We start from the raw sequence: 16976 nt of genomic DNA, 5'->3' as shown, positions 1-16976 counted from the left end.
AAGGGCACCCTTACGAGAGCTGAGTCACCCCGCGTTCACTTGGTCGCAAACCTCGGGGAGGCCTACCTTCGGTGGCTGTGGTGACGGCGACGACGCAACCCGGCCAGCGCAGAGCGCCCAAGGCCGCGAAGACGAGTTCGGTCTTCAAGAAGGTCGTGATGGCGGTCAGCGGCATCATCCTGGTGCTGTACCTGATCGCGCACATGATCGGGAACCTGAAGGTCTTCGCGGGCCGCGAGTCCTTCAACAGCTACTCCCACTGGATCCGCACGATCGGTGAGCCCGCGGTCCCCGCGCAGACGACCCTCACCATCATCCGCATCGTGCTGCTGGTCGCCGTGATCGCCCACATCTGGGCGGCCATCGCGCTCTGGCGGCAGGCCAAGCGGGCGCGGCCGAACGGCTACGTCACCAAGAAGGCGGTGGCCCAGAGCTACGCCTCGCGGACCATGCGCTGGGGCGGCGTGATCGTCGGCCTGTTCGTCGTCTACCACATCCTCGACCTCACGATGGGCGTGGCGAACCCCGAGGGCCCCGGCAGCACGCCCTACGACCGCCTGGTCGCCGGCTTCTCCAACCCGTTCATCACGGCGGTCTACGTGATCGCCCTGGTCCTGCTCGGCATGCACCTGCGACACGGCATCTGGAGCGCCACGCAGACGCTGGGGCAGAGCAACAAGCGCCGGGAGAAGACGGTCAACCTCTTCGCCCTGGTCTTCTCCGTGGTGCTGATCGGCGGGTTCCTGCTCGTCCCCTTCAGCGTCCTCCTCGGGCTCGTGGACTAAGGAGCTCCCATGCCTCTCGACCTCTTCACCGTCGGCGACCCGATCGCCGACACCAAGGCGCCGACCGACGTCCCGATCGCCGAGCGGTGGAGCACCCGCCGGTTCCGGGCCCGCCTGGTCAACCCCGCCAACCGCCGCAAGCGGACCGTGATCGTCGTCGGCACCGGCCTGGCCGGCGGCTCGGCGGCCGCGACGCTGGGTGAGGCCGGCTACCGGGTCCAGTCCTTCTGGTTCCACGACAGCCCCCGCCGGGCGCACAGCGTCGCGGCGCAGGGCGGCATCAACGCCGCGAAGAACTACCGCAACGACGGCGACAGCGTGCACCGGCTGTTCTACGACACGGTCAAGGGCGGCGACTTCCGCTCGCGGGAGAACAACGTCCACCGCCTGGCCGAGGTCAGCGTCAACATCATCGACCAGTGCGTCGCCCAGGGCGTGCCGTTCGCCCGCGAGTACGGCGGCCTGCTGGACAACCGCTCCTTCGGCGGCGCGCAGGTGTCGCGCACCTTCTACGCCCGCGGCCAGACGGGCCAGCAGCTGCTCTACGGCGCCTACCAGGCGCTGGAGCGGCAGATGGCGGCCGGCACGGTCGAGCAGCACGCCCGGCACGAGATGCTGGACCTGATCGTCGTCGACGGCCGCGCCCGCGGCATCGTGGCGCGCAACCTCATCACCGGCGAGGTCAGCACCCACTTCGCCGACGCCGTCGTCCTCGCCACCGGCGGGTACAGCAACGTCTTCTACCTCTCCACCAACGCCAAGGGTTCCAACGCGACGGCGATCTGGCGGGCGCACAAGCGGGGCGCGTACTTCGCCAACCCCTGCTACACGCAGATCCACCCGACCTGCATCCCGGTCAAGGGCGACTACCAGTCCAAGCTCACGCTGATGAGCGAGTCGCTGCGCAACGACGGCCGGGTCTGGGTGCCCAAGGAGCGCGGCGACACCCGCGACCCGCGGGACATCCCCGAGTCCGAGCGCGACTACTACCTCGAGCGGATCTACCCCTCGTTCGGCAACCTGGTGCCCCGCGACATCGCCTCGCGGCAGGCGAAGAACGTCTGCGACGAGGGCCGCGGGGTGGGCCCGGGCGGGCTCGGCGTCTACCTGGACTTCGGCGACGCCATGGAGCGGCTGGGCCGCCCGGCGATCGAGGCCAAGTACGGCAACCTCTTCGACATGTACGCCCAGATCACGGGCGAGGACCCCTACGAGACGCCGATGCGCATCTACCCGGCGGTCCACTACACGATGGGCGGCCTGTGGGTCGACTACGACCTGCAGTCGACGATCCCGGGCCTGTTCGTCATCGGCGAGGCCAACTTCTCCGACCACGGCGCCAACCGCCTGGGCGCCAGCGCGCTGATGCAGGGCCTGGCCGACGGCTACTTCGTGCTGCCGAACACGATCGGCGACTACCTCGCCGACGGCCCGTTCCCGGCACTGGACGACAGCCACCCGGCCGTCGCCGAGGCGCTGCAGAGCACGCAGACGCAGGTGCAGAGGCTGCTGTCCATCGACGGCAACCGCACCCCGGCCTCCTTCCACCGCGAGCTCGGCCGGCTCATGTGGGACCTCTGCGGCATGGAGCGCTCCGAGGAGAGCCTGCGCAAGGCCCTGGACCGGATCCCGGAGATCCGCCAGGAGTTCTGGACCAACCTCAAGGTCTCCGGCGACGCGGACACGATCAACCCGACGCTGGAGCACGCCGGCCGGGTGGCCGACTTCATCGAGCTCGCCGAGCTCATGTGCGTGGACGCCCTGCACCGCGCCGAGAGCTGCGGCGGCCACTTCCGGGCCGAGAGCCAGACCCCCGAGGGGGAGGCGCTGCGCGACGACGACAACTTCGCCTACGTCGCCGCGTGGGAGTGGACGCCGGAGGGCGCTCCCCCCGTCCTGCACCGGGAAGACCTCGAGTACGAGTACGTCCACCTCGCCCAGCGCAGCTACAAGTGACGACGACCCAGCGGAGCTACGAGTGACAGCCACACGTGAGGGCGCGAGCTTCGCGTCCGGCACGGCGACCGACCCCGCCATGGCCCCCCACGGCATGACGCTGACGCTGCGCATCTGGCGCCAGAAGTCCGCGGCCGACAAGGGCCGCATGGTGACCTACCAGGTCGAGGACATCTCCCCGGACATGTCGTTCCTGGAGATGCTCGACGTCCTGAACGAGAAGCTGATCCTCGCCGGTGACGACCCGGTCGTCTTCGACCACGACTGCCGCGAGGGCATCTGCGGCAGCTGCGGCCTGATGATCAACGGCACCGCGCACGGCCGGGGGATGTCCGACGTCCCCACGACCACGTGCCAGCTGCACATGCGCAAGTTCAAGGACGGCGACACGATCGACATCGAGCCGTGGCGCGCCACCGCGTTCCCGGTGATCAAGGACCTGTCGGTCGACCGCGGCGCCCTGGACCGGATCATCCAGTCCGGCGGCTACATCAGCGCCCCCACCGGCACCGCGCCGGAGGCCCACTCGATCCTGGTGCCGAAGAAGGACTCCGACGCGGCCTTCGACGCGGCCACCTGCATCGGCTGCGGCGCCTGCGTGGCGGCCTGCCCGAACGCCTCCTCGATGCTGTTCACCGCGGCCAAGGTCAGCCACCTGGGCCTCCTGCCCCAGGGCCAGCCCGAGCGCAACGAGCGGGTGGTCAACATGGTCGCCCAGCAGGACCGCGAGGGCTTCGGCGGCTGCACCAACATCGGCGAGTGCTCGGCGGCCTGCCCCAAGGGCATCTCGATGGAGAACATCTCCCGGCTCAACCACGACCTGCTCGGCGCGCTGCGCGCCGGCGCCCGGCCGAAGAGCTGACGAAGGACCCCAGCACACCGAACGACCGCCGGAGGGCGGGGACCCGCGACCCGGGTCCCCGCCCTCCGGCGCGTCGGGGGACGGGCCGACGGCGCCGACCCGCGCCGGCCCCGCTGCGCGGGCCGGGGGCGCGCCTCAGCCGACGGGGATCGCCGCCGTCCTGGCCTGCAGCCACCGCTCCAGCTGCCCGGGCGGCAGCGCGCGGCTGAGGTGGTGCCCCTGGACGACGTCGCAGCCGAGCGCGGCGAGCGCGTCGACGGTCGCCTGGTCCTCCGCGCCCTCGGCGACGAAGACCAGGCCCAGGGCGTGCGCGAGCTGCAGCGTCGAGGTCACGATGACCGCTGACCGGGCGCTGCCGGTCATCGCGCTGACGAACGTGCGGTCGAGCTTAAGCTCGGTCACCGGGAGGCTGGCCAGGTACGCCAGGCTGGAGTACCCGGTGCCGTAGTCGTCGATGGAGACGCCGACGCCGGTCTCCCGCAGCCCGGCGAGCACGCGGACGGCGCGCTCCCGGTCGGCCATCAGCAGGCTCTCGGTCACCTCGAGGACCAGCGCGCACGCCGGGACCCCGTGCCGGGCCAGCAGCCCGGCCACCTCGTCCGGGAAGCCCTCGTCCACCAGGTTCGACGGGCTGACGTTGACCGCGACGACCAGCTCCCGGCCCCCGTCGGCCCACGCCCGCCGCTGGGCCAGGGCGGCGTCGAGCACCCGGCCGGTCAGGGAGGCCATGAGCCCCGCGGACTCGGCCAGCTCGATGAACGCGTCGGGGAACAGCAGGCCGCGCTCGGGGTGCTGCCAGCGCACGAGCGCCTCGACCCCGTCGACCCGGCCGGTCGGCAGGCTGAGCTTGGGCTGGTAGTGCAGCACCAGCTCGCCGTCGTCGACGGCCCGGCGCAGCTGGGCGATCGCCTCGAGGCGGTGCCGGCCGGAGCCGTGCTGCGCCTCGTCGTAGACGACGGGGCCGCTGCGGCCGGCCTTGGCCGCGTACATCGCGAGGTCGGCCATCTGCAGCAGCTCCTCGGCGTGCCGGGAGTGCCGCGGGCCGAGCGCGATGCCGACGCTGGCGTCCACGCTGAGCTCCAGACCGCCGAGCCGGAAGGGTCGCTCGAGGGTGGCGCACAGCCGCTGCGCGAGGGCGAGCGCCCCGTCGTCCCCCAGGCCGGCGGCGAGGACGACGAACTCGTCGCCCCCCAGACGGGCCAGCAGGTCGCCGGACCGCAGGTGGGCCGCCAGCCGCGGCCCCACCTCGCGGAGCAGGGCGTCGCCGACGCCGTGGCCGAGGGAGTCGTTGATCTCCTTGAACCGGTCGAGGTCCAGGACGAGCACCGCGGTGGCGCCCCCGGCGGCCATCCGCGCGTCGGCGGCGCGGAAGGACTCGAAGACCTGCCGGCGGTTGGGCAGGCCGGTGAGCTCGTCGGTCCGCGCCTGGTGCCGGCTGTCGGCGAGCGCCCGCACCTCGGAGAAGGTCAGCGTGCCGCGGGCGAGGGCAGCCACCACGGCGGCGAAGGCCAGCCCCCCGGCCACCGGGTCGCCCTCCTCCGCGTAGCCCACCAGCAGCAGGACCAGCGCGGCGAGCGCGCACAGCCCCGGGACGACGAGCGCCCGGACGCCGCGCAGCTCGTCGGAGGTCCGCGGCCGGGGCCCCCGGCAGGCGGCCAGGCCGTAGCAGAGGAAGGCCAGCCCCCAGCCGATGTCGAGCGGGCCGCCGACGGCGTAGGTGCCGTGCGCGACCTGGTAGGCGTACAGCGTGTCGGTCAGCACGAACAGCGCCGTCCCGGCGGTGAGCCACCACCACGCGGCCCCGGCCCCGCGGCCGATGACGACCAGGGCGCCGGCGATGAGCACGAGCAGCAGCAGGTCGGCGATCGGGTAGACGGCGATGAGCACCGCGCCGCGCAGTGCGGTGTGGAGATGAGCCCCGATGGCGAAGGCCGCCGCGAAGGCTGCGGCGGTGAGCCCGGTGACGACGGCGTCGAGCCACATGCTGGAGGTCAGCCGCCGCACCCGTGTGCGGAGCATGCGGTACAGCGCGGCGCAGGCCAGCGGGTGGAAGCCGACGAAGGCCAGGTCGAACCAGGCAGGCCGGACGACGGGGCCCGGCGCCGCGTCGGCGAGGGCGTAGCCCAGGGAGCCCACGGTGTAGGACCCCACGGCGCCGGCGAACAGCAGCCAGACGCCCCGGTCCTCGCGGACGGTGACCGCCCGCAGGACCAGCAGCCCGGTCAGGCCGACGATGAACACCCACTTGCCGCCGACGGCGAGGGTGGCGAGGACGCCGTCGACGCCCAGCCCGTGGGCGGCCAGCGACAGCACGTAGACCGACGCCAGCACGGCAGCGCACCCGCGGACGCCCCGCAGCGACCGGTCGGCCGGCCGCCGGGTGCGTGCGCGGCGCGCGGCGCGCGGCGCGCGTGAGCATCCGGACCACGGGGACAGCATCGGCCAGCCGCCTGCGGGGCTTCAGCCCACCGGCCCGAGGCCCGGTCCTGCCTCACCCGGCGGAGGGCAACGGTCACGCGGCGTCGATGTGCTGCCACTCCACCCGATGACGGACGCCGTAGCCGTGCCGCGGCGCCACGCGACCGGCTGGTTATGCTCCTCCGCGACCCAGTCGGGCGTCGAACAGTCGGCACCGGGCGACGGGAGCCGACGAGCGGCGACTGGTCCTGGGGGATCGATGACGACCGGCACGCCGACGCCGGGGCACGACGTGTCCGCAGCGCCCGTCCCGCGGGACCCGGGGCTGCGGCACGGGGACGCGGTGCGCTCCCTCAGCGCCGAGGTCGACCGGCTGCAGCGCAACCTGGACAGCGTCCGCGAGCACTCGGAGAACCTGCAGGCGGCGCTGGAGAGCAACCGGCGGATCGGCATGGCCATCGGCATCCTCATGGTCACCCGCCGGCTCACCGACGAGGCCGCTCTCGAGTGCCTGCGTCACGCCAGCAACACGCGCAACCGGAAGCTGCGCGAGGTGGCCGAGGAGGTCATCTACCAGGGCACGCTGGACTGACCGCCGGCGCTCAGCGGCTCTGCAGCGCGTCCAGCGCGACGGCCATGGACGCCGCGACACGGAAGTCCAGCCGCGGGTCGGGCACCGTGACGGTGTACCGGTCCCGGACCGCCTTCTGCCGCTCGCTGGTCATCACCGGCGCGCCGGTCGCGGTATCGACGAAGTCGAAGTGGAAGACGAACGGCACCCACACGTCGCCGAGGTAGGGGATGAAGTCCCAGACCCGGCGCAGGATCGCGATCGACTGCCGGCGCTCCCGGCCGACGGCGTTGATGCCCGGGGCCGACAGGTCCCAGGTCGAACGCAGCAGGCTGGCGCCGAACTGCTTGCGGAAGTACCCGAGCGGGTTGCCGTACTCGTCGAAGACGTCGTGCTCGGCGGCGACGTCGAGCCGCTGCCGGGCCTTGAAGCTGAAGACCGGGCGGCTCCGGGAGGGGTCGGCGTAGAAGACGACCTCCTCCCGGAGCTTCATCCGCTTCTGCTCGGCGAACGCCAGCAGCGGCCCCTCGGAGCCGTCGGGGTTCATCCCGATGACCTCGTAGCGGTTGACCATCACGGTGATCCGCTGCTTGACGTAGAAGGCCGGCACCACCATCGAGGCGGGCTGCTGCGGTCCGGGCGCGTAGGTCACGTCGGGTCTCCCGTGCTGGTCGGCGGTGGGGGCTGGAGCGCCATCGTGGCCCATCGGGACGCCGTCGGTGCGGCCCGACGGCACCGGGCCCTCAGACACGGTCGGTCGGCGCCGGGCCGGACCGGGTGCCGACCAGGGCGGCGTGCAGCCGGTCGACCAGCCCGTCCAGCACCGAGGGACGGCGGTCGGCGGGCAGCGGCGCGGAGGGCAGGAGGACCCACAGCAGCAGGTAGACGACGACACCGGCGCCGCCGGCGAGGGTGAGGCCGATGGCGCCGACCCGCCAGAGCACGGCGTCGATGCCGCTGTACTCGGCGAGGCCGCCGCAGACTCCGCCGAGCCAGCGGTCGGTGCCGCTGCGGCGCAGCTCCGGGCGGACCGGCGGAGGGGTGGGCTGGTTCGGGATCGCGTTGGTCATGGGGACGAGCGTGGTCCTCCCCGGGCGCCGCGGGAACCGGGGAACGCCCGGATCGCTCCCCCGTTCCCGCGGTCAGGGTCGTCCCTAGTCACGGCTCCGGGGGGAGGTCAGGAGCCGGCGGGCGTCCGGCTGCGCTGCTCGGCGCCGACGTCCCCGTAGGGGTAGTCGGCGCGGCCGGGATCGCTGACCGCGTCCAGCCGGGCGAGGTCGTCCGGCTCCAGGGTCACGTCCACGACGCCGAGGTTGTCCCGGAGCTGGTCGGTGGTGCGGGCGCCGAGGATGACCGAGGTGACGGCGGGCCGGGCGGCCAGCCAGGCGAGCGCGACCTGCGGCATCGACACCCCGCGTGCCTCGGCGACGCCCTGGACGACCTCGAGCACGTCCCAGGTGCGCTGCCGGGAGCCGACCCGGTCGTAGGCCTCCATGCCGCGGCCGGGGTCCTCCCCCAGCCGGGTCGCGCCCTCGGGACGCTGGTCGCGGGTGTACTTGCCCGACAGCCATCCGCCGCCGAGCGGGCCCCACGGCAGCAGGCCCAGCCCGTTGTGCCGGCAGGCGGGGACGATCTCGAACTCGACGTCCCGCACGAGCAGGCTGTAGCTCGGCTGCAGGGTCACCGGGACGGCGAGGTGCCGGTGCTCGGCGAGGTCCACGGCCTTCTGCACCTGCCAGGCGGTGAAGTTGGACAGGCCCGGGTAGCCGATCTTCCCGGCGGAGACGGCGTCGTCGAGGAAGCGCAGCGTCTCCTCCAGCGGGGTCAGCGGGTCCCAGGCGTGCAGCTGGTAGAGGTCGACGTGGTCGACGCCGAGCCGGCGCAGGGAGTCGTCGAGGGCGCGGCGGAGGTGGCGGCGGGAGGTGCCGAGGGCGTTGGGCTCCCCGCCCATCGGGAAGCGCGCCTTGGTGGCGAGGACGACGCGGTCGCGGACGTCGGCCGGGCGGGCGGACAGCCAGCGCCCGGTGATCTCCTCGGCCGCGCCCGCGGAGTAGACGTCGGCGAGGTCGACCAGCGTGCCGCCGGCCTCGACGAAGAGGTCGAGCTGCTCGTGCGCGCCCGCCTCGTCGGTCTCGGCGCCGAAGGTCATCGTGCCGAGGGCGAGGGCCGAGACCGAGCAGCCGCTGCGGCCGAGCGTGCGGTACTCCACGACGGTGCTCCTTGTCCCCGGGGTCCTGGGCGACGGTGCCGCAGGACGCCGGTGATCACCACCGGAGGCCGGGTCGCCTGGTCTACTGCTGGGCCTCCGGCGCGCTCATCGAGGAGGAGCCGTGCGCATCGTCGAGGACCTGCCCGCGATCGGTCTCGCCACCGCAGCAGCCGTCGCCACGAGCGGAGGGTGGTACGCGGCGTTCTCCCGCCGGCTGGCGCGGCTGGACGACGCCTACGCGGAGGACACCGCGGCGGCCGGCTGGATCGTGCCCGTCGAGCTGGCACGGAGCGGTACCGTGGCGGTCACCGTCTCCGCCCTCGCCGCCCGCACCGGGGTGAGCCGCCCGGGCGAGGCGGTGCGGCTCGGCCTGGCGCTGTGGGTGGCGTTCCCGGTCGTGCTGCTCACCGGGTCCGTCGTCCACGAGAAGGTGCCCTGGCGGCTGGCCGCGATCCACGCCGGCGACTGGCTGGCCAAGCTGCTGCTGGTGTCGCTGGTCGTCAGCGCCCGCCGGCGCTGACGTCCGGGAGGGGGCCGCGTGCGACGCATCGTGTGCCGGGAGTTCGGCCCGGTCGACCGGCTGGCGCTGGTGGTGGAACCGGACCCCGCCCCCGGTCCCGGCGAGGTCGTCGTGGCCGTCGAGGTGGCCGCCGTCAGCTTCGTCGACGGCCTGATCGTGCAGGGCCGCTACCAGCTGCGGCCCCCGCTCCCCCACACGCCGGGGTCCGCGGTGGCCGGCCGGGTGCGCGCGATCGGCGTGGACGTCGACACCGTGTCGGTGGGCGACCGGGTCGTCGTCCTCTCGATGGGCGGCGGCGGGTACGCGACCGACCTGGTGGCACCGGCCTCGGCGGTGTCACCGCTGCCGGACGGCGTCCCCGCGGCCGTGGCCGCCACCGCGGTCGAGAGCTACAGCACGCTGGCCTTCGCCCTCTCGCGCCGGGTGCAGGTGCGTCCGGGCGAGTGGGTCCTGGTGCTGGGCGCGGGCGGCGGCATCGGCCTGGCCGCGGTGGACGTCGCCCGGGCAGCCGGTGCCCGCGTGGTCGCGGCCGCGTCGACCGAGGCCAAGCGGGCCGCGGCGCGCGCGGCCGGCGCCGAGGTGACCGTCGACTACACCGACCTCAAGGACCGGGTCCGCGAGCTGACCGGCGGCGGGGCGGACGTCGTCGTCGACCCGGTGGGCGGCCCGGTGGCCGAGGCGGGGCTGCGGTCGCTGACCGCCTACGGGCGGTTCTGCGTGGTCGGCTTCGCCGGCGGGGAGATCCCCCGGCTCCCGGCCAACGTCGTGCTGCTGCGCAACCGCACGGTCGTCGGCGTCGACTGGGGCGACTGGGCGCGGACCGAGCCCGAGGCGGCGACCGCGCTGGTGTCCGAGGTCCTCGGCCGGATCGCCCGCGGTGAGCTCCGGCCGCCGGAGCCGACCTGCCTCCCGCTCGAGCGGGCGGCCGACGCCCTCACCCGGCTGGCCGGCCGCGACGTCGTCGGGAAGCTCGCGCTGGTCCCCTGATCAGCGGCCGGCGGCCGCCCGGATGAGGTCGGCGACCTCCGGGGTGGCGGCGTGCGCGCCGGCCGCGAGGAAGGACTGCGAGATGACCTCGTTGAGGTTGCGCCGCGACATCATGTCGTTGCCCATGGCCCGCTGCTCGGCCGCACCGGGCGCGAAGACGACCGTGCGGACGCCCGCGCGCTGCAGCGCCCTGACCTCGTACCCCAGCAGGCGGGCGGCGTGCCGGCGGGACGCGGCGTAGACGTCCGGGAACCACCCCGCGGGGCCGCTCATCGGGGAGATGACGATGACGAGGTCCAGTCCGCGACCGCGGAGGACTGCGGCGTTGGTCGGCGAGTGCACGCCGCCGTCGACGTAGGCGTGCCGACCGATCTGGACCGGGGCGAAGTACCCGGGCACGGCGCAGGACGCCGCGATCGCCTGGTGGACCGGGACCTCCGGCGTGCCCGGTCGGCCGAACACGATCCGGCGCCCGTCGCGGCGGCGGACGGCGCAGACCCACAGGTCGGGCTCCGGCCACCGCGGCCCCTCCAGCTCGCGGAGGGCGGCCAGCTGCTCGGCGATGTCGTGCCGGCCGGGGGCGATGAGGGCCATGCCGGCCGCCAGCGGCCGGAACTGCCACGGTCGGGTCAGTGCCCGCTGGATCATGTGCCGCCCCGGCGGCCGCAGGGGCCGGCGCAGCACGTGCAGCGGGTTGAAGGGGGCGAGCTCGGGGACGGGGACGCCGGCCACGTGCCGCAGGACGTCGCCCTCGTCCGACAGCGGGGCCTTCACCGTCCAGGCGGCCAGGTCCTCGGCCGAGACGCCCAGCCGCAGCAGCGTGCCGGTGATGGACCCCGCCGAGGTCCCGACGATGACGTCGGCCCTGCGCGCGTCGAAGCCGAGGTCGTGCTCGAGCACCGCGAGCACGGCCGAGTGGTACGCCTGCCCCACGACGCCGCCACCGCCCAGCACCACGCCGACGCGCATCACGCGGCGAGCCTGCCAGGCGCCCGGCCGGGTCCGCGACCAGCCCTCGACGCGCGCCCGGTGCCACACTCGGCCGGTGCAGCGCCGACTCCTGCTGGTCCGCCACGCCGAGGCCGCCGCGGGCCCGGTCGACGCCGACCGGCCGCTGACCGGGCAGGGCGCACGGGACGCCGCGGCGATCGGCGCCTGGCTCGCGCAGGCCGGGCCGGTGCCCGACCGGGTCGTCGTCTCCCCCGCCCTCCGGGCGGGCCAGACCTGGGAGCAGGCGCGCGCGGTCCTGGACCCCGGCACCCCGCCCGTCGTCGACGCGCGGGTCTACGACAACACCGTCGAGGCGCTGCTCGCGGTGGTCCGGGAGACGCCCGACGAGGTGCGGACCCTGGTCGTCGTCGGCCACAACCCGTCGGTCCGGGACCTGACGGGCGTCCTCGACGACGGGCGCGGCGGTCCGGCGGCCCGGCGGCACGTCGAGTCGGGGTTCCCGGCCGGCGCCGTGGCGGTGTTCGACCTCGCGACCCCGTTCGCCGCGGTGGGTCCCGGCACAGCGACGCTGAGCGACGTCAGGGTGCCCGGGTCGCGCGGTTGAGCTCGGCCGGTGGAGGCGCCCCCCGGTGCCGCCTCCACCGGCCGGCGTCCTCAGGTGCGGCTGCCGCCGCCGATCATCGGGTCGTCGCCGCCGTCCCGCACGCCCTGCTCGACGCCCTCCGTGGACGACGGAGCCGTGTACCCCGCCGGGTCCGACTCCTGGGTCAGCGCGTCGTCCCGCACCACGTCGGCGGGCGGCTGCGGGACGACGGTCACCTCTTCGGGCTGGCGCACGCCGCCCTCGGGCTGCTGCGGCGTCTCGTCGCTGCCCGTCGACGAGGACGCCACGGCCGCGCCCGCGGCTGCCGCGGCACCGGCCACGGCCGCGACACCGGCGGCGACGGCCTTGCCCGACACCCCCGCCTTGCCGCTGTCGCCGTGCGAGCCGACGGCGTCCCCGACACCGGGCGTACCGACGTCGAGGCCCTCGTTGATCGTCCCCCGCCAGGCACCGGTGGCGTAGCCCTCGCTCTCGATGAGCCGCTTGAACCGCTCGAGGTCGGAGGTGACCTGCCGCTCGACGATCCCCAGCTTGTCGCCGACCTGCTCCACGGCGCCCTCGGGCTCGTACTCCAGGGTCAGGTACACGATCGTCGAGCTCGGCCCGGCCGCCTCGAAGCGGACCGCACCGGCGTTCGTGGCCCCGCTGGTGGCCGCCCAGGCGACCTTGCGGTCCGGCTCCTGCTCCAGGATCGCGGCGTCCCACTCCCGCCGGACGCCGGCGATCTCGGCGATCCAGTGCAGGTGCCGGTCGTCGAGCTGGCGGACCTCCTTGACCCCGCCCATGAAGTGCGGGAAGTCCTCGAACTGCGTCCACTGGTTGTAGGCCTGGTTCACCGGGACGTCGACCTGGACTGACTTCTCGACCTTGGTGGTCACCGCTGGTCCTCCTCGTCGCAGACAGCCGCTTGCTACGGAGCACCCGCGCTACCCCGGGTGGCAACGGGTGATGCACGTGCCCGGGCTCCGGTGGTCAGCGGGCACACGTGTCGAGGTGGTCCAGGTCCTCGATGTAGCGGTCCCACTCCTCCGGGTCGAGTCCGCGGCCGGTGATGGCGCAGGCCCTCTCGGCCGGCCGGTCCCGCAGCTCCCGGAGCGGGCCGAGGTCCCACAGCCTGACCGCTTGGTCCCAGCTCCCGCTCACCAGCGTCGCGTCGTCGGCGAAGGCCACCGCGTTCACCGATCCCCCGTGCCCGTCCAGCGGCCGGCCGAGCGGACGGGGCCGGTCCCGGTCGGTGAGGTCCCACAGGGCGACCGCGCCGTCGGCGCTCCCGCTGGCCAGGGTCCGCCCGTCCGGGGCGAACGCCACCGAGGACACCCGGCTGGTGTGCGCGGTCAGCACTTGCCCCAGCCGACCGGGGCGGTCCGGGTCCGCGACGTCCCACAGCAGGACCGTGTGGTCGGCACCCCCGGCCGCCAGGGTGCGCCCGTCGGGGGCGAAGGCCACGGAGGTGACCGGCCCGGCGTGGTCGGTCAGGGCGGGACCCAGCCGGCGCGGCCCGGTCCGGTCGGTGAGGTCCCAGAGGAAGACCGCGTTCTCCGAGCCGCCGCTGGCCAACAGCCGTCCCTCCGGCGCGAACGCCACGGAGGACACCTGGCCGGTGTGCCCCTCCAGGGGGTCGGCGAGCGCCCGCGGGCGGGCGGGGTCGGCGACGTCCCACAGGCGGACCGTCCCGTCGGCACCGGCGCTGGCGAGCAGGTCCCCGCCGGAGCTGAAGGTCACCGCGTTCACCGGCCCGAAGTGACCGGACAGCGGCTCCCCGGACGGCCGTGGCCGGGACGGGTCGGTGAGGTCCCACAGGGCCACCGCCCCGTCCGGGCCGGCGGTGGCCAGCGTCCGGCCCTCCGGGGTGAGGGCCACCGGGCGCGCCCCACCGTCCGGGTGGGCGGGGATCCGGCCGGCCTCCCCTGGTCGGGCGCCGTCGCGCGCCGCCCACACCCGGACGGTCCCGTCGGTCGCGCCGCCGGCGAGCACCTGCCCCTCCCGGGCGGAGGACACCGCGTACACGTCGTCGGTGAGCCCGGTCAGGGGCTCGCCGAGCGGCCGTGGCCGGACGGGGTCGGCGAGGTCCCACAGGACCACCGTGTGGTCCGCGCTCCCGCTGGCCAGCGTCCGCCCGTCCGGGGCGAAGGCCACCGCGTACACGTAGCCGGTGTGCCCGGTGAGGGGCTCGCCGAGCGGCTGCGGGTCGGCCGGGTCGGCGACGTCCCACAGGCGGACGGTCCGGTCGGCGCTCGCGGTGGCCAGGGTGCGGCCGTCGAGGGCGAACGCCAGGGAGTACATCTGGCTGACGTGGCCGGCGAGGGGCTGCCCGAGCCGCCGGGGCCGGGCCGGGTCGGCGACGTCCCACAGCAGGGCCGTGCCGTCGGCGCTCGCCGTGGCCAGGACGAGGCTCCCGGGGGCGAACGCCACCTCCCACACTGCGTTCCGGTGTCCGGTCAGGGGTTCGCCGATCGGCCGTGGGGCGGCCCGGTCGGCGACGTCCCACAGCCTGACCGCGCCGTCGAACCCGGCGGAGGCGAGCGTGCGCCCGTCCGGGGAGAAGTCCACCGTGGTCACGCGGTCGCTGTCGGCGGGCAGCGGGTCCCCGAGCCGCCGGGGCCGGGCCGGGTCGGCGACGTCCCACAGCAGGACCGTGCCGTCGGCGCTCCCGGTGGCGAGCGTGCGCCCGTCGGGTGAGAACACCGCCGCGTGCACCTGGTCGGTGTGGCCGGCCAGCGGTCCCCCGAGCACCTGCGCCCGGGCCGGGTCGGTGACGTCCCAGAGGACCACGGTCCCGTCCGCGCTGCCCGAGGCCAGGACGTGCCCGTCCGGGGAGTACGCGACCGAGTAGACGTAGGTGCGGTGCCCGTTCAGCGGCCGGCCGGCCGGGCGGGGGTGGGCCGGGTCGACGACGTCCCACAGCACGACGCTCCCGTCCATCCCCCCGGTGGCGAGGGCGCGCCCGTCCTCCGTGAAGGCCACGGACACCACGTCGTCGTCGTGCGGCAGGGTCCGGGCGTACAGCGTGTGCGTCAGGGTCTCCACCAGGCCGGACCGGGCCTCCGGACCGGGACGGACGGCCTCCGCCGCGATGCCGAGCAGCATGGCCGTGCGCGGGGCGGTCGTCCGCGCCGCGTCCGCCTGCGCGACGAGCTGGCGGGCCACCGCCTCCCGCTGGTTCCGCTCCGCAGCGTCCCGCTGGACCATCGCCACGGCCGCCCCGGCGAGCGCGAGGACCAGCAGCACCGAGAGGACGACCGTGCTGCGCCGGCGCCGGTGCCGGTCACGCCGGATGCTGGACCGCAGGAACTCGCGGGCCCGCGCGCTGAGCTCGACCCGGTCGGCTACCAGTGTCCCGTGCGGGCGCCCCCGCTGCAGGCGCGCCCCCGTGTCGGCGAGCGCAGCGGCCAGTTGACCGCGTTCCCACAGCCGGGACGGCGGCTCGTCGGCGGCCGCCCACTCCGCGGCGGCCTGCTCGACCGCGCGCCGTGCCCGCAGCGCGGTGGACGCGGCGTCGATGGCTGCGTGCAGCGGCGGCCAGGCGGTGAGGAAGGCCTCGTGGGCGACGCCGACGACCACGCGGTCGTCCTCGCGGTCGGTGGTCAGCAGCCGCCGCGCGACGAACGCGTCGAGCTCGGTGGCCACCTGGTCGGGCAGCTCGTCGCGGGGGACGCGCCACCGGGTGGGGCGGCCGTGTTCGTCCACGGTGACCAGGCGGAGCAGCTCCTTGACCACCTGGTCGCGGCTGCGGCCGGTGGCGGCCGTCGCGTCGGCGAGAGCGCCCTCGGCCTGGCGGGTGAGGGCCCCCTGGACACCGCCGAGCTGCTCGTAGCGGCTGGTGGGCAACCGGCCGCCGCGACCGATGCCCTCCGCGAGCTCGGCGAGGGTGTAGGCCAGCAGCGGCAGCGCCTCGCCGCTGTCGGTGTCGGCCACCAGCCGGGTGACGAGGTCGTCGTCCACCTCGATGCCGGCCAGCCGGGCGGGCTCCTCGACCACCGCACGCAGCGCCTCCCGGCGCAGGGGCTGCACGGGGTGGATCCGCTTGGGCAACGCGGTGAGCTCGGGGTCGGTCAGCAGCGGCTCGAGGAACTCCGGCCGCAGGGTGGCGACCAGCTGCACCGGCCCGGTCAGCGCCGGCCGCAGGAGAGCGGCGAAACGGGACCGCTCGGACGGCGCCGTCTGGGTCAGCACCTCCTCGAACTGGTCGGCGACGACGAGCAGCCGGCGCCGGCGGTGTCCGGGGACGGCCAGGAGCAGCTCGTCGGCCAGCTCGGTCAGGCCCCCCTCGTCGAGCCGCCGGCGGACGTCGGCCAGCGACCAGTCCCGGCCGAGCAGCCGTGCCGCGGCCGAGATCTCCCGCGTCAGCGCGCCGACCGGATCGGTGCCGGGCAGGAACGGCGACAGCGTCCACCACTCGGGCTCCTCGGCCACCACCGGCAGCAGGCCGGCCCTGACCAGCGAGGACTTGCCGCACCCCGAGGGACCCACCACGAGCAGCGCGCTCCCGTCGGCCCGCTCGGCCGGTGACCTCAGCAGCGCGGCCAGCTGCTCGACGTCACGCTCCCGGCCGAAGAAGACCCGGTGCTGGTCGACGTCGAAGGGCCGCAGCCCCGGGAACGGCGAGCGGTCGTCCGGCCAACCCCGACCGCCGGCCGCATCCAGCCGGACCAGCGCTCCGGCGAGCCCGGCCCGCGCCCTGTCCTCGTCCTCCGTGGCGTCGACGTGCTGGAGGGCCGTCAGCAGCGGGTGCCGGACGCCGGGCTCGGCCAGGACCGGGACCAGACGGCTGCCCCGTGACCGCGCGAAGACGACCTCGGCGGTGCACCACACCGACCGGGTGTAGGCGGACGTGACGACGCAGACCACCGCGTCGGCCCGGCGGAGCTGTGTGAGCAGCCGCTGCTCCCACTCCTCGCCGGCGGCGATGCCGTCCTGCAGGTCCTGGTCGAGGAAGACGTCGTGCCCGGCGGCGCGCAGCCACCCGTGCACCGTGGCGGCCAGCCCGCCGTCCGCGCTGGCGTGACTGAGGAAGACCCTGGCCACTCCTCCCCCTCACCGGCTCAGCGCTCACGCTGCGAGGTCGCGCCGGCCGCGGACCGCCACGACCCCGTGTGCGGGATCGTCACAGCCG

At 75.0% G+C, this 16976-nt stretch carries 14 protein-coding genes; 7 read left to right on the top strand and 7 right to left on the bottom strand.

The features are described from left to right. The first annotated feature begins 80 nt into the window (after window positions 1-80). The 3 genes from ACI78Z_RS09125 to ACI78Z_RS09115 are packed head-to-tail and all read left to right on the top strand — an operon-like array spanning window position 81 to window position 3603. Window positions 81-785, top strand: a complete 705-nt coding sequence (locus ACI78Z_RS09125) for a succinate dehydrogenase cytochrome b subunit (protein WP_457036208.1) — start codon at window positions 81-83, stop codon at window positions 783-785. Window positions 786-794: 9 nt separating this feature from the next. Continuing rightward, window positions 795-2741 (top strand): fumarate reductase/succinate dehydrogenase flavoprotein subunit, encoded by a 1947-nt coding sequence (locus tag ACI78Z_RS09120; RefSeq protein WP_457036207.1) that lies wholly within the window; start codon window positions 795-797, stop codon window positions 2739-2741. A 22-nt stretch (window positions 2742-2763) separates the two neighbouring features. Further along, window positions 2764-3603, top strand: coding sequence for a succinate dehydrogenase/fumarate reductase iron-sulfur subunit (locus tag ACI78Z_RS09115; RefSeq protein WP_457036206.1), 840 nt, complete (start codon window positions 2764-2766; stop codon window positions 3601-3603). A 135-nt stretch (window positions 3604-3738) separates the two neighbouring features. Here the strand turns inward: ACI78Z_RS09115 and ACI78Z_RS09110 are convergent, their stop codons facing one another. Then, on the bottom strand, window positions 3739-5934 hold the full coding sequence (locus ACI78Z_RS09110) for a putative bifunctional diguanylate cyclase/phosphodiesterase (RefSeq protein ID WP_457036205.1): 2196 nt from the start codon (window positions 5932-5934) through the stop codon (window positions 3739-3741). Window positions 5935-6280: 346 nt separating this feature from the next. Between ACI78Z_RS09110 and ACI78Z_RS09105 the strand changes: the two genes are divergently transcribed. Continuing rightward, a complete protein-coding gene (locus ACI78Z_RS09105) occupies window positions 6281-6613 on the top strand; it encodes an ANTAR domain-containing protein (RefSeq protein ID WP_457036204.1) in 333 nt (110 codons plus the stop codon). A gap of 10 nt (window positions 6614-6623) precedes the next feature. Here the strand turns inward: ACI78Z_RS09105 and ACI78Z_RS09100 are convergent, their stop codons facing one another. The 3 genes from ACI78Z_RS09100 to ACI78Z_RS09090 all read right to left on the bottom strand — a co-directional run bounded on the left by ACI78Z_RS09100 (window position 6624) and on the right by ACI78Z_RS09090 (window position 8801). Continuing rightward, window positions 6624-7244 carry a hypothetical protein gene (locus tag ACI78Z_RS09100; protein WP_457036203.1) on the bottom strand — a complete coding sequence of 207 codons (621 nt, stop codon included), beginning with the start codon at window positions 7242-7244 and terminating at the stop codon, window positions 6624-6626. A gap of 91 nt (window positions 7245-7335) precedes the next feature. After that, window positions 7336-7662 carry a PspC domain-containing protein gene (locus ACI78Z_RS09095; RefSeq protein WP_457036202.1) on the bottom strand — a complete coding sequence of 109 codons (327 nt, stop codon included), beginning with the start codon at window positions 7660-7662 and terminating at the stop codon, window positions 7336-7338. Between the two features lie 107 nt (window positions 7663-7769). Next, window positions 7770-8801, bottom strand: a complete 1032-nt coding sequence (locus tag ACI78Z_RS09090; RefSeq protein ID WP_457036201.1) for an aldo/keto reductase — start codon at window positions 8799-8801, stop codon at window positions 7770-7772. 121 nt (window positions 8802-8922) lie between these two features. On the opposite strand from ACI78Z_RS09090, the gene ACI78Z_RS09085 reads away from it, so the two are divergent. Both ACI78Z_RS09085 and ACI78Z_RS09080 read left to right on the top strand, forming a co-directional pair. Next, a complete protein-coding gene (locus ACI78Z_RS09085) occupies window positions 8923-9321 on the top strand; it encodes a DUF1761 domain-containing protein (RefSeq protein ID WP_457036200.1) in 399 nt (132 codons plus the stop codon). Between the two features lie 18 nt (window positions 9322-9339). After that, complete coding sequence (locus tag ACI78Z_RS09080; protein ID WP_457036199.1) at window positions 9340-10308, top strand: zinc-binding dehydrogenase; 969 nt, start codon at window positions 9340-9342, stop codon at window positions 10306-10308. On the opposite strand, the gene ACI78Z_RS09075 is transcribed toward ACI78Z_RS09080, so the two are convergent. Next, a complete protein-coding gene (locus tag ACI78Z_RS09075) occupies window positions 10309-11277 on the bottom strand; it encodes a patatin-like phospholipase family protein (RefSeq protein WP_457036256.1) in 969 nt (322 codons plus the stop codon). It abuts the gene before it with no gap. Between the two features lie 76 nt (window positions 11278-11353). Here ACI78Z_RS09075 and ACI78Z_RS09070 point away from each other — a divergent pair, with 76 nt between their 5' ends. After that, the gene (locus ACI78Z_RS09070; protein WP_457036198.1) at window positions 11354-11863 is read left to right on the top strand and encodes a SixA phosphatase family protein; all 510 of its coding nucleotides are present in this window, start codon (window positions 11354-11356) and stop codon (window positions 11861-11863) included. Window positions 11864-11913: 50 nt separating this feature from the next. Here ACI78Z_RS09070 and ACI78Z_RS09065 read toward each other — a convergent pair whose 3' ends face one another. Both ACI78Z_RS09065 and ACI78Z_RS09060 read right to left on the bottom strand, forming a co-directional pair. Continuing rightward, window positions 11914-12741 carry an SRPBCC family protein gene (locus tag ACI78Z_RS09065; RefSeq protein ID WP_457036197.1) on the bottom strand — a complete coding sequence of 276 codons (828 nt, stop codon included), beginning with the start codon at window positions 12739-12741 and terminating at the stop codon, window positions 11914-11916. A gap of 94 nt (window positions 12742-12835) precedes the next feature. Further along, complete coding sequence (locus tag ACI78Z_RS09060) at window positions 12836-16888, bottom strand: nSTAND1 domain-containing NTPase (RefSeq protein WP_457036196.1); 4053 nt, start codon at window positions 16886-16888, stop codon at window positions 12836-12838. Window positions 16889-16976 lie beyond the last annotated feature (88 nt).

The sequence above is a fragment of the Geodermatophilus sp. SYSU D01176 genome (genome assembly GCF_054050015.1).
Note: the sequence above shows the minus strand (reverse complement) of the source record. Positions and strands in the feature narration are given on the sequence as shown.